This is a genomic window from Bifidobacterium sp. 2450 (assembly GCF_041900695.1).
GTDB lineage: Bacteria > Actinomycetota > Actinomycetes > Actinomycetales > Bifidobacteriaceae > Bifidobacterium > Bifidobacterium longum.
In genome coordinates this window covers 41,133-53,747 of sequence record NZ_JBHEEA010000015.1, presented here as the reverse complement: position 1 = coordinate 53,747, position 12,615 = coordinate 41,133, and the positions used below count along the sequence as shown (strand labels likewise).

At 56.1% G+C, this 12,615-nt stretch carries 11 protein-coding genes; 3 read left to right on the top strand and 8 right to left on the bottom strand.

Annotation, left to right across the window (positions count from 1 at the left end):
* Nucleotides 1-72: 72 nt before the first annotated feature.
* The 8 genes from ACEUKI_RS08855 to ACEUKI_RS08820 form a co-directional block, all read right to left on the bottom strand.
* On the bottom strand, nucleotides 73-675 hold the full coding sequence (locus ACEUKI_RS08855; protein WP_374156747.1) for a hypothetical protein: 603 nt from the start codon (nucleotides 673-675) through the stop codon (nucleotides 73-75).
* A complete protein-coding gene (locus tag ACEUKI_RS08850; protein ID WP_374156746.1) occupies nucleotides 675-1,808 on the bottom strand; it encodes a hypothetical protein in 1,134 nt (377 codons plus the stop codon). Before ACEUKI_RS08850 ends, ACEUKI_RS08855 begins: the two co-directional genes overlap by 1 nt.
* Nucleotides 1,809-2,043: 235 nt before the next feature.
* On the bottom strand, nucleotides 2,044-2,676 hold the full coding sequence (locus tag ACEUKI_RS08845) for a hypothetical protein (protein WP_144169351.1): 633 nt from the start codon (nucleotides 2,674-2,676) through the stop codon (nucleotides 2,044-2,046).
* A 501-nt stretch (nucleotides 2,677-3,177) separates the two neighbouring features.
* Entirely contained in the window at nucleotides 3,178-4,698 is a 1,521-nt protein-coding gene (locus ACEUKI_RS08840) for a hypothetical protein (RefSeq protein WP_144169350.1), read from the bottom strand.
* A gap of 22 nt (nucleotides 4,699-4,720) precedes the next feature.
* Nucleotides 4,721-6,571, bottom strand: a complete 1,851-nt coding sequence (locus ACEUKI_RS08835) for a S8 family serine peptidase (protein ID WP_374156745.1) — start codon at nucleotides 6,569-6,571, stop codon at nucleotides 4,721-4,723.
* A gap of 26 nt (nucleotides 6,572-6,597) precedes the next feature.
* Nucleotides 6,598-7,095: a malate synthase gene (locus tag ACEUKI_RS08830; RefSeq protein WP_143882035.1), complete on the bottom strand. Its 498-nt coding sequence runs from the start codon at nucleotides 7,093-7,095 to the stop codon at nucleotides 6,598-6,600.
* A gap of 127 nt (nucleotides 7,096-7,222) precedes the next feature.
* Nucleotides 7,223-7,390: a WXG100 family type VII secretion target gene (locus ACEUKI_RS08825; RefSeq protein ID WP_374156754.1), complete on the bottom strand. Its 168-nt coding sequence runs from the start codon at nucleotides 7,388-7,390 to the stop codon at nucleotides 7,223-7,225.
* A gap of 167 nt (nucleotides 7,391-7,557) precedes the next feature.
* A complete protein-coding gene (locus tag ACEUKI_RS08820; protein WP_374156744.1) occupies nucleotides 7,558-7,869 on the bottom strand; it encodes a WXG100 family type VII secretion target in 312 nt (103 codons plus the stop codon).
* Nucleotides 7,870-8,365: 496 nt separating this feature from the next.
* Here ACEUKI_RS08820 and ACEUKI_RS08815 point away from each other — a divergent pair, with 496 nt between their 5' ends.
* From ACEUKI_RS08815 to ACEUKI_RS08805, 3 genes are all read left to right on the top strand, one after another.
* Complete coding sequence (locus tag ACEUKI_RS08815; RefSeq protein ID WP_115770836.1) at nucleotides 8,366-9,757, top strand: EsaB/YukD family protein; 1,392 nt, start codon at nucleotides 8,366-8,368, stop codon at nucleotides 9,755-9,757.
* 74 nt (nucleotides 9,758-9,831) lie between these two features.
* The gene (gene eccB / locus ACEUKI_RS08810) at nucleotides 9,832-11,250 is read left to right on the top strand and encodes a type VII secretion protein EccB (protein ID WP_144169348.1); all 1,419 of its coding nucleotides are present in this window, start codon (nucleotides 9,832-9,834) and stop codon (nucleotides 11,248-11,250) included.
* Between the two features lie 11 nt (nucleotides 11,251-11,261).
* Nucleotides 11,262-12,578 carry a S8 family serine peptidase gene (locus ACEUKI_RS08805; protein ID WP_374156743.1) on the top strand — a complete coding sequence of 439 codons (1,317 nt, stop codon included), beginning with the start codon at nucleotides 11,262-11,264 and terminating at the stop codon, nucleotides 12,576-12,578.
* Nucleotides 12,579-12,615 lie beyond the last annotated feature (37 nt).

The following is a 12,615-nucleotide window of genomic DNA, read 5'->3' as shown; positions in this document are numbered from 1 at the left end:
CTGGCAACCTTGACCTGCTACTTCACCTACTGCGTTGTTGCGCGCAACGAATTTATCGGCGGAGGCACCAGATCACGACGTTTCATTCACGCTGCCGGACATCTCTTGGATGGCTCCTTGTACACCGGATAGCGCAGCCGACATGGCATCCCATTTGGCGGCGGTTTCCTGGAGCTCGTCCCAGTCGCCAAAGAATGGCTTCTTCAGCCATTCATCGACGATGCTCACTCCGAAGAGATGTTTGGAGACGAAATCCACAACACTCAAAGCCATGCGTGCACGAGATATACCTGTGCTGAATGTCTCGCTTAAGTCGCGCGCTGCAGAACGTAGTGGACTATTTCTTATTTCGGCGTCAAGGTCCGACGCTGCTTTAGAGAAACGTTGCGCGACATCCCCAATTGGGAATTCATCTAGAGTGTGTGCCACTCCCCTAGCATCCGTATATTTATAGTGTTTCATCACTTCATTGGCGATATCTCCTGTGGAGGTAAGACCTTTATCTTGGCCCAGCGCATCAGCCAGTTTCCCCAACTGCTTGGTGTCGGCGAACTCACCTACATGCTGGTAAAACCGTAAATCACGCTCTACATCATCCAAATTGTCAGGAAAGTCAATGCCAATGGGACCGAACTGAAGATCGTTGCCCGAGTTATCGTCGTTGCTGTCAGCCATTATGCGATGCTCCTTACGTTACCGGTATTGATTTCAGTTTGCTCGGGCAATGTCATGACATCCCTGTCGGCGTAGAGCGCCTGTAGTTCTTCCACCGAACGTCCGAGAGGATCATTGCGGGAGATTTCCGCCCAGACGCTCGCCTCGGCCTCCTGCTGCATCTTCTCATAAGCGGCCGCCGAGTCTCCGATGCGTACGGAGGCGTCATAATCGCCGTCGTTGTCGAAGTCGATAGCGGCGTACTGGGAATCTCCATCTTCGAATACGCTCACGCGGGAATCATCCCCACTGTCCGGAGTGAGGGCAATGTCGTCACGACCGTCATTGTCGGCGTCGACCGTAAACGAGTTGCCCTTATTCGCAGAGTTGTTGCCACTGCCCGGGGACAACGGTACGGTGGACGAGTCCTGTTTGGACAGGGTGACCGAACCATCGTCGTTTATAGAAGCGTGCGTACCGCCTTCGGTGAGATTCACGGAATAGTCGTCGGTCGCATCGCCATCGGTGTCCAGACCAACGGTATTCGTGGTATCCGGGCGGGTGACTCCAGGAACATCTGGCTGATGAGTTCCAGTTCCGGGATTGGTGTTTCCCGCGCCGGGCGTAGACGTTCCAAGATTCCCCGGAGTGACCGGTACGGTGGTGTTCTGATCATCACCGGTACCGTCAGCAGAACCAGTATTCTGCCCCGCATTCGTATCCTGATCGTGACTTGGCTGCGTTGCTGATGGAGTCTGTGGAGTCACTGACGATTGAGCGGCCTGTTGCGCAGGCTGGTATTGGCCGGCATCCATACTGGAACCGGCTCCCCCACCCGAACCTGAGCCACCGCCAGAACTGGCACCGCCGCCAGAACCGGAGCCACCGCCGAGACCCCCGTCCCCGCCGCCGGCGCCTCCGGGCATTCCAGAATCAACAGATGCTTCATTGTTCTTGTTCTGGTTGTCTCGAATTTCTTCCAGCAGCTGGATGATTTTGTTGAGCAGTTCCTGATTCGACTGTTCCGTGGCTTTGGTGTCTTTGGCGGTGCCTTCTACCGCACTGGAAATCAAATTCAACATCGATTCGATATTGCCCAAATAGCTGACGGTGGAGTCTTTGGCAATGCCATAAAACGGCTTAACAAAACTCAACAGAATTCCGAAATTCGGACTTCCTGAACTGACAAATTGGCTTTTCGCGCTGGCGAATTGAGAGGCCGCCTGATTGAAGGAATCAGATACTGTGCCCAAATCGTCAGGGTCTACCTGCATAAGCGATGCAGACATGATGCATCATTGCCTTTCCCCTAGTTCCCTGTACTCTTCACAATTGGTTACCCCATTGTGTTCTCCATTGTGCCATATGTACAGCGTTCGTCAATGTTTCTTACAGATTCAATCGGCGATTCCTAACTGAATTCTGAGAAAGTCCCCCACCATGGGCATGTTCGCCGTAGGTCAGGCCGCCCGAATACAGCCACATGCCGTAATGCGCACCACGAGGATCAGTCGACAAAGGAAAACGAGGATCACACTGATCCGGCCATGTCACCGGACCCCTATACGGCATGGGCAACTCACGAACCAACAGCTCATAATACGCACGATACGCACGGAACAACTCAAGCTCAATATACGGCTGCGGATAAATATAAGACACCTTTGGCTCAACATGCTCCCAATGCTCAATATTAATCCATACGAACAGATGACCCTCATACACGATATACGCCGGCTTATGCGGGAAGGAATTCATCAAATGCAGCATCTCAGACGAGCACCGGCCGTTAATCAGCGGGGCAAAAGGCACCCACTCCGTCTCACCGATGCTGCACGCAGCATACGCAATCAAACCCTCATCCAACGTCACCGGAAACGGTGCCTTCAACATATTCGCACAAAAGTATGACCCCAGGGGCTTCACCGGCTGATATCCTGCAGAATAATCTCTACTGTCCCAGCTAAAAGTGGTATTCGGTGCCCCAGCAATAAGCCAATCATCCCGTTCTGTAAGTGTCATGACCCGAACAGGTCCATGCTTGGTCGTTCCTCGCCAATTGCGCCATGGCTCATCGCGCCCGGACACACACATATACAGCAACCATAAAGGCATGCTGAAACTCGGTTTCATGGACAACGGCCGATCATAGTCGGCTAGACTTTTCCAACCACGCTCACTGTCATCAAACGGGTCTTCTACATAGCGCCTAGTGAAATGTCTGCTCGTATAAACTCTAGCCATAGCAACACTCTATTCTGGCCCCGCACATAACAAAGTCAACGCCACACCGCGCACGGTCCAAGGAACAGACACCATTACAAGTCACGGATGCATTCTGGGAGAGTACGCTGCCATACGTGTGTTCGCCGCAAGTTAAGCGCCCAAATACAGCTGCATCCCGTAATGCGTACATGCGAATTACGGGATGCGGATGCTCACACACTGCAAACGCCCAGACTGGCAGCTGGAGGTTCCCTGTTTCAGGGTAAGGAACCTGCCAGCCGCTAACCGTGCCGATCGTTACTCGTTCGGACGCTTCCTGCGGCCCGCCATGGCGGCGAGAGGCTTCGCTTCGAACTGTTCATCATCCTCAAGTGTTGGGGCGATGTATCCCAGCCCACGGCGCTTCTGCTTCTTGCCGTTGCCGGCACCGCCCTGGCCACCCATCATGCCTGGAGCACCAGTGCGCGCTCCGGCACCCGAAGCAGCGGACGATGCTGCAGAGGATGAGGACAATCCAGCCGCCATGCCCGTTGCACCCTTGATGGATGAGGACGCGGGAACCGCGTGCACCGGCGTGTTCGCGTAATACGAGCCCACGCCACCGGCACCGCTGACTGCGGCCAAGCCGCCCGCGCCACCGACCGCCGTCAGACCGGCACCGCCAGCCGCACCACCAGCAAGCTTGCCAGCTGCAAACGCGCCACCAGCACCAACGCCAGCGCCTAGGCCGGCGACACCGGCCGTACCAGCGACCTTGCCGAACGTGGAGCTGCCGTTTAGACCACCGGAGCCACTGTCCACGGAAACGTAGTCGTTATCCTTGTGAACCCACTGCTTCTTGACTGGATCATAGTAGTAGTCCCCGTATTCATCCCGGCCGCCGTTGGTTGAGGAGCCGTGGTTTCCGGAGTTGATTGTACCGTTGCCACCATTACCGGAACCGCTTCCATTGCCACCGGAACCCGCAGGTACACGCTGGTATTGCGGCGAGGAACTACCACCTTGGGAAGACGAACCACTCCCATGGGAGGAGCCCGACTGCCCCGAAGAGGACAGTATGGAAGAGCCACCAGAGCCACTGCCTGCAGATGCTCCGGCACGAGACAACGCATAGGCACCCGCACCACCGGCACCGGCCAATGCCGCCGCCGAAGTTACGCTCGCCGGCAGATTGCCGAGAGAGGTCAGCGAGCCACCTCCCGCGCCACTGCCCGAACCGCCACCAGAAATGGAATTATCATCGTCGTCAGGGGCAGGAGGATCAACGACGGGGATAGTGTTCTTGGGGAAAGAATCTTTCCTTATGCCGTTAAGTATAAAGACTAATTTTTCTTGTGCGACATCATTGCGATTAGTTGCCAATAGCCGATTAATGGCATTGACTCCCGCAATTCCAGCAATACCTGTTAGCGTTCCAAGACCTGGAACCACCCAGTTCATCGGCTCAGTGGTTTTCATGATGGCCCGCTGAGACGACTCGTCCAAGGCATCGCCCGGTAGAGACACCGATTGAGCAGCTCGAATCGCCTCGTTATAGTCATCGATACGATCCTGAATCATTTCGATTTGATGATTTACGTTGCTTTCTTGAATTTTCCCTACAATATCCCGACAATATTGTGATGCTTGTCCGCGCGCCCTGCATTCATAAACAGAGGGTTCTTCCAGACGATCGGCTATTTTCTGCAATCCACGTACGGTTTCATCAAGCGCATCCTTGTATTGCGTCACCGCTCGTGGCATATCCCACCGTTCAGAACGAGCGATTTCCTCCAATTGCTGTTCAGCGCTTTTAGAAGCGACTACATGCACTCCCATATTCTCAGCTCCTGTCTCTAGCTCAACGGTTGTTGCGGTTGTTGTTGGTATACGGGTTTTGTGTATTGCCCGGCATCACGGGCGGTTGAGCCGCCTGCTGCGGAGGCACCGGATATGGTACTGCCGGATACGGTGTTTGTCGCGGAAACGCTGAAGAGTGTGGTGCCTGTTGTTGCGGCACGTACTGGCCCGCGGCCGGTGGAGGGACCATGCCATTATTAGCGCCAGGCACTTGAGGCGGATACGGGTTCGCCGGCGGCAACGGCCCCCTGCCTGAAGCGTGGCCGCCATGCCGCGAACGGCGTCTGCCGCGCTTCGACAACACCACCGCCAACACGATGCCGCCGACCACCACGGCGACGCCCACGCCGCCAGCGGCCAGCCACACCCACAGTGGCACGCCGAGCAGCTTCGAACCGCCCGTATCGGGCAGCACGGTCCTGCCGCCGTCCTTGCCGTCAGCCTTATCAGCCGTGTTCGTGGCGGAATACTTCATGCAATCCGAACCACCGTCAGCCTTGCACCGCTCGACTTTCTTCCACGCGGCCTGCTGACGCTCATACTCCCGACCCACCAAATCGGTGTTTTTAGTTACGGAAATCTTTTCTCCGTCAGGCGAGAATGGGTCAGACTCCCCATATGCACCGTCTTTCCAATCGGAGTGGTCGGTGTACATGCCGCGGGTCTCCTCATGCTTCTCACTGGTCTCATACGCCCAGGCAAGCAGAGGATTGATATCCGGGTACTGGGTGGGATCCACACTCAGCAGCTTGGCCACATCCACCTCGCCGAACCCACGCTTATGCTCAGGATCCAACCGGGGCTCACCCGACTCATTGCCCTTCGTGTTACGAATCAACGACTGGAGCACCTGATTGCCGGTAGCCTTGGGCCACTTCTGCAACACCAACGCCAAATACCCAGACAGAATGGCGGTCGCGGAAGACGTGCCACCATCACCGACTTCAGCATCCTTGCTGTCCCCCCAAGGATAAACCGGCATGTTCGTACCCGGAGAAAGAATGGCCACATTACCATCCATCACATCCGAAGTGGAGCTCAGCGACCCATCGGGATTAATCGAATTCACCGTTATCTCTCCCGGGAAATACGAATTATTCAAAGGCATGCCCACAAAATCATTGGTTCCCGGATCGGTGTCGTTGTCACGACCCGACACAAGGATAATGCCCTTGCGCAACGCGGACACATACGCAGCCACAAAATCGGCTGTGATATCAATAGTGGTACCAAATGACATGTTGATGATTCGATAATCATGCCGAATCACTTCAGATAACGTCAAAAGTGAGTTTGCTGCTATGTTGCCCTCGTCATCCTTACACTTCTTATCCATTGCGGAACCGCCGAGACCGCTATCCACACCATCCGCGTATGCGGTGATCTCAGCTCCCGGAGCAACGCCTATAATTCCTGGCGAACCGTCATAGCCAGCTTCATTACCCACAATACGAGCCACCATCTCGGTGCCATGGGTCGCATATATACCACGCTCCCCCGCCTTCAGCGAAGAATCCGACGCCTTCAAGATGCCTGTTCCCCGTTTAGTCTGAGCAGTGCACGATGCAAGCCCGTTTTTCAGCACCGCTTTATACGAGATGTTCGCATCGGCGAACCCCGGATAATCGGACACCACCTGGCTGTCAATAACCGCGACCTTCACACCTTTGCCGGTGATATCTTGCTTCCATGCGTCACGCACGCCCATGTTATCCACATACCAATAGCTGGCAGACGAATCAGCATCATCGGCCATCGCAACCGGCGTACACACCGTACCAGCCATCACCACAGTCACGGCAGCACCAATCAAACGCCGCGTGTACCGCTTCACAGACCAGCCCTTCACCATAAAAACATCTCCCAGCCGCAGGAAAATTAGACTCGTGCCGGAGGCAACGGGACCGACCCCGACTGCTGAGGCGGCATCGGCACCTCGGTGAGTGGCATGGTATCCGGCACCGTGCCTGCCAAATCCGTGCCAAGCAAGTCGTCAAGCGGCTGCAGTACCTCACGCAACATATCCTTGGTTTTCTCATCCGCGAATTGCACATCCGAAGCGGCTTCGACTTGTGCCTTCACACCGGCCATAGTCTCTTCTTGGGACTGCTCGCCCTTTTCGATTTCGGCAACGGATCGCACTAGCGAATCGGAATACTGACGAATGGAAGCCTCAAGATTCGCGCGCGATTCCTGGAACACCTTGGCCGCCTGCTGAAGATACTTCTCCATACCCTTCTCGAAATCATTAGGGTTGCTGCGCGTGCTGCCGTCCCAATGTGCGCCGACACCATCCTTGATGTCTTTGCCGGCAGTCAACAGGTTAGCGGCCTCGGCACGCACCCGATCGCCATCGACATGAATGTCATTCGCCATGTGTTTCCCCTCACACCAATTTCACACCATATACAACCATCGGCCAATCCGGCCGATGCAAACGATACAACCCCAATATGTTCGGGTGCCGCGTGGAATACCCATGCGGCACCCGAACCGGAGAGAGTCAGAAGCGTGCAGCCGAACGGTTGTCGGACTCCACATACTGCTGGGCGATTTCAGCGGTGGCCTGAGAAATCTGGCCAAGAATCTGGTTCATCTCCTGCAGCTTGGTGGTCCAATCGTTCTGGGCGCGGTGGTATGCCTCTTGCGCGGCACCATCCCACTGGTCGATAAGGGTGCGGACCTCGGCGTCGAGGTTCTCCAGCTCCTGGCCGATGCCTTGGCATCGTTGGCAATGTCGGTGGACAGCGAGTCCACCATTTGCGGACGAACGGAAATAGAAGACATGATGATAATCCTTAAACTCTAAGCGTTCCTATATTGGTTATCGAATCCGGCTCAGCCCAGCAACGACTGGAGTCGGGAAGTGCGAGACTGGTTATCTTCCTCGTTCGCGGCCTGGTCCTTGGCGGTTCCGCGCAGGTTGTCACGCAAATCGTTAAGGATGTTGTTCAGCTTATTGGCCTTCTCCTGCCAGTTCGCCATCAACGTGTTGTAGGAGGTGGCAGCGTCGCCGCTCCAGAACGACCCCAACTCGGCCATCTTGCTATCGATGTCCTTGATTCGGCTATCAATGCCGGTCCTGGCGTTTTCTACAGCCGTGGCGCCCTTCTCAAGCGCGCCTTCGCCTGCCCTGATCTTCTCAGCCATTTCGCATCCCTTCTTATGAGTGCTTGCTTATATCGCGTTGCGACTGCTGATGATCAAGCCGGATGATATCGGCCCACCGGGAAGGTACAACTTTGATTTTCCCGCCAACGAGTACATCACCCTTGACTCTCTTCACCATATACAACAGCACGGCCCATCATACCCGGCATTCAGCTCTTGTCCAACATTTTCCGGTATTCGCAAGCAACACTGTGAACACGGCGATTAAGACCGTATGATGAATGGAGACGGAGAGCACGCCGGAGCACTTGGGGCCGGTGAGTCTCCATCAGAGAAGAGTGCGCGCGGCAGCGCCGCATGCTCACATGAAGGGAAGTCTATGGCAGCGAGAACCCCCATACCACCACGACGCATGCATTCGAGCCAGAACAAGCCGCCGCTCCCCACACCAGGCCCCGCGCCCCTTGCCCATACCCCCTATCAAGGCATCGCTGCACCTTCCGCACCATTCCAGCCGGGTGCCGTTCCGGCACCCATGTCTACGGCACCTGCGGCTCCCGCAGCGCCTACGGCATCGCAGGCCGCGCCATTGGACCCGGAAGCAACCCGGCAGCTCCATATCACCATTGCATACAAGGCAAGAACCATCGAACTCTCCGTTGGCCCCACACCGATTGTGGCCGATCTGCTACCCGACATAGCCCGCCGACTGGGCGTGCTTGACCCGGCAATAGTCTATGGCGGTTACCGTCTGCTCAACAGCGAGGGCGAGACCCTCTCCCCTTCCCAAACGCTTGACGAACAACACGTGGAAGAAGGCAGCACCCTTACTCTCGAACCCGGGGCGTTGAACGAAACGGACATCATGTATGACGATGTCGTTGAAGCGGTGGGCGCAAGCGTGCAGCGTGTGTACAAACCATGGACCAACGACCACACCACGCTGACCTCCCTTATCATCAGCGCCGGAATGCTTGCCATCAGCGCCGGCTTGCTCGCGGTATTCCCACCATCCATTGTCAATGCGGCATTGGGATTCGGCTTCGCATTGGTGCTGATTGCACTCTGCTCGGTATTAAGCGGCAAGAATATGATTCCGCAGGCATTGGCCATGGGACTCATCTCTAGCGTGTTCGCCGCGATCGGCGGCTACCAGCTCATCTCCACGCTGTTCCCGGGGCATCCTTTCCATGGGTTGCCTCTGCTGGGAGCTGCGGCAGGGCTTATCGTCGATGGCGGACTGATGGCCGCTGCCGCATCACGAACCAGGCCGTACTCTCTCATCCCCATCGTCATCGGCGTGATTGCGGTGATACCCAGCGGATTGGCATTCATGTTCCCCATCAATGAGCCCCAGATATGGATTTTCACCGCCACAGCCGTTGCACTCGCCGCCAACGCACTGCCCTCTATGTGCCTATCGCTGGCACGTATCAGCGTGAACAGCCCACACAGCGAATCTGATATCTTCAAACTGCCTGAAGACATTGATTATGAAGACATCAAACAGCGGTATATTTTCGGTTCCACCATGTTGTTCATCGGGCGTATCGCCGTCGCCTCCCTGCTGCTCATTGCCACGCCGCTGCTGGTTTCGCTGAGCACACCGTTGGGAGCGGCCATCTGCCTGTTGGCATTCATGGGCATGCTGCTCGATTCCCGCCAAATCTATACGCTTAGGGAGATGATCGTCACCGTGGGAGCCGCCGGAATCGGCATTATCGCCACCGGCCTGCTCGCCAGCCAGGCTCACCCCGAACTGAACATACCGCTTATTCTCATCATGCTGGCGAGCGCTTTGGCGACCATCATTCTCACGAACGTTACACGTCAGCAGTCATTGTTTGCCACCAGAATGGCGGACGCCGCCGAGATGCTGTGCCTCGTGCTGCTGCCGCCACTTGCCTATCTCGCCATCACCATGTGAGCGTGGATGGTTGCCAGATAAATCCGATGGGGAATCGTCACAAGAACTTTTCAGGGAAACGGAAAACATAGGCCATGGCTGATAAAAAGGATCTTTCCGAAGCGCAAAGCTACTCACGTAGGAGACTGGTCACTGCATTTACCAGCGGCATTCCTTCCGGCGTGGAGCTCACGCCGAAGAAGAACCAGACGCCGGTGATTGTGGGACTGGGATTGGTGGTCATCACCATACTCATCAGCGTGTTCTACGGCATCATGAGCCCGTCTCTGCCCTCGGATTGGAAAAACAACAAGCTCATCGTGGCCAAGAATTCCGCAGCACGATATGTCAGTGTCAACGGCACGCTTCACCCGGTTATCAATGCCATCAGTGCGCGACTGCTCATCCCCTCCTCGGATTTCGACGTATTGACCGTGGACGACGACCAGTTGGCGGGAATTCCCATCGGTTCGACTCTTGGCATTCTGGGAGCCCCCGATTCACTCCCTGCACAAAACCAGCTGATATCCGGTTCGCTGACCAGCTGCATGGACAATATGAAGCTCAGCAACACCATTAGCAATACCGCCTTAGCTACTGGTGCCGATAGTCGTACGGCCATCGTCGCCACTGTGGACAACACCAGTTACCTTGTTTCCGGTTCCAAGCGTTACGAACTGCCATCGGAATCTTCAATTCGAGACAGTTTCCTGCGTGTGTTCGGAGTACCACAGACCAGAACCATCAAGGCAACCGCACAGTGGATCAACCTGTTCGAAGCCGGAAGCCCAATCAAACCCATCACTGTTCCCGGAGCGGGCTCGTTCGTCAACGTTAATGGCACCGAAGTGGCGGTCGGCGGCATCGTCACCCAGCAGGGCGAGACGAAGTCAACAAAATACCTTGTGCAGGAGGGCGGCAAGATCACCGCACTAGATGACTTCTCCTACAACCTGTACATCATCGGCAAACCAGAATCCATCGCACGCCCCACAGCGCTGTCTGCCCACGACTTCCAAAGCCTAGCCAACGCCACATCATCAGTTATTCCGACGAATTGGCCCACCAGTGCGTTGCAGCAGGTGAGCGGCACGCCGACCATATGCGCCACATTCCCCCTGTCTGCATCGGGCCACGAACGACTTACTTCACGCGTGCGGCTTGCGGTCAGATCCTCCGCCGAGTCAGGGGCGGATACTGCATCGGGAGCCGATGCCAGCGAAAAAAGCACTGTTTCCACCACGATTACTGGTGGCACCGGGGCGCTGTTGCGTTCGGCGATCGGAGATACCGACAAGGGAACGGTATTCGCCATCGATTCCACCGGTACCGCATATCCGATTCCCCACGCAACACAAGAGATACTGAACCGTTTAGGCTACACCGGTCAGGATGTTCGTTCCGTGCCGCGTTCATGGGTAGACATCTTCCCCTCAGGAGTGCAGCTCACCACCGAAGCCGCAGGCAATGCGCCCAACCCGCAAGCTGTGCTCGAACAGACCGGGAAGAACTGATTATGAATCGTATGCCGTTTCCCGCTATGCCGCGTCTGCGTTCAGCAGCACGCGCCACCGTAGCCAAAACTCTGAGCGCCATGCTTGCAGTTGGTCTGGCCACAAGTATGGCGGGTATATGCGCGGCGGCGCCACAAGCCGCATACGCCGACTCATCTGACTCTTCTGACTCATCATCCCAAACCTCATCGGGGCAAGCACAATGCCAGGCAGGCATCGAGAATTACGTCACACAGCAGCCCTGGACCAATAATCTATTCGAGCTCGATACTCTGCATCAGCATGCCACCGGGCAAAACGTGATTGTCGCCGTCATCGATTCCGGCGTGGACACTGACAACCCGCATCTGAGCGGTGCCGTGATACCGGGCACCAGCATGGTTAAGGGCGACCCATCCAACGGAACCATCGATACCTACAATCATGGCACCGCGGTTGCCGGCATCATCGCCGCGCGTCCAGTAGACGGTTCATCCGTTCAGGGCATTGCCCCCGGTGCCACCATCATGCCGATTCGCGTGTTCGATACCATTCGGGAGGAGAACGGCAGACAAGTGGGTGCCCCCTCCATGGAAACAATCGGGGCAGCAGTCACTTATGCAGTCGATCACGGTGCGAAAATCATCAACATCTCCCTGAGCGACACCCGCAATATTCCCGAGATGCAGCAGGCAGTGTCCTATGCCGAAACGCACGGCAGTCTCATCATCGCCAGTGCCGGCAATCGCCTCACCTCGGCCAGTACCAAAGATGGCGAACGATACCCAGCCGCCTATCCTGAGGTCATCGGCGTGACGGCGTTGAACACTGACCTACAGCCCACCAACGACTCCGTACATGGAGATCAAGTCGATATCGCAGCTCCTGGTATGCAGACGGCCGGAACGATTCCGGGAGGAGTGGACTGTGTGTTCGCCACCGATGCAGCCTCCTCAAGCTTCGCCACAGCATACGTGAGCGGAGAAGCCGCGCTGGTGGCCTCGATGTATCCTAATGAGTTGCCGGTACAATGGCGGCAACGTATTCTTGCCACCGCCAACCGTGCCGACCCAGACAATCGCGACCAGCTGACCGGCTGGGGCATCATGGACCCTATGAACGCTGTATCTGTCACCCTGTCAGGCAATTTGCGCGGCCCGCAGTTGGATGGCTTATCCAAGCCCTTCCAATCCAGCTCCTACCAAGACACCATCGTGTTGCATCCCACTCAGGACCGCAATGCCCGGACCAAACAGATCGTGGCCATTGCTGCAATCTGCGTACTGTGCTTGTGGAGCATCGCATGGATTGTTGGTTTGCGTGGGAAAAGGCAACGGACTTCGGTATAACAACGAAATCCATCAGTCAAACGAATCGATGTCTTCT

Bases quoted from the DNA above. Each gene is read 5' to 3' on its own strand.
- ACEUKI_RS08855 (WP_374156747.1), bottom strand. From the start codon at position 675: ATGGCTGACAGCAACGACGATAACTCGGGCAACGATCTTCAGTTCGGT.
- ACEUKI_RS08845 (WP_144169351.1), bottom strand. From the start codon at position 2,676: ATGACACTTACAGAACGGGATGATTGGCTTATTGCTGGGGCACCGAAT.
- ACEUKI_RS08840 (WP_144169350.1), bottom strand. From the start codon at position 4,698: ATGGGAGTGCATGTAGTCGCTTCTAAAAGCGCTGAACAGCAATTGGAG.
- ACEUKI_RS08835 (WP_374156745.1), bottom strand. From the start codon at position 6,571: ATGGTGAAGGGCTGGTCTGTGAAGCGGTACACGCGGCGTTTGATTGGT.
- ACEUKI_RS08830 (WP_143882035.1), bottom strand. From the start codon at position 7,095: ATGGCGAATGACATTCATGTCGATGGCGATCGGGTGCGTGCCGAGGCC.
- ACEUKI_RS08820 (WP_374156744.1), bottom strand. From the start codon at position 7,869: ATGGCTGAGAAGATCAGGGCAGGCGAAGGCGCGCTTGAGAAGGGCGCC.
- ACEUKI_RS08815 (WP_115770836.1), top strand. From the start codon at position 8,366: ATGTCTACGGCACCTGCGGCTCCCGCAGCGCCTACGGCATCGCAGGCC.
- eccB (WP_144169348.1), top strand. From the start codon at position 9,832: ATGGCTGATAAAAAGGATCTTTCCGAAGCGCAAAGCTACTCACGTAGG.
- ACEUKI_RS08805 (WP_374156743.1), top strand. From the start codon at position 11,262: ATGCCGTTTCCCGCTATGCCGCGTCTGCGTTCAGCAGCACGCGCCACC.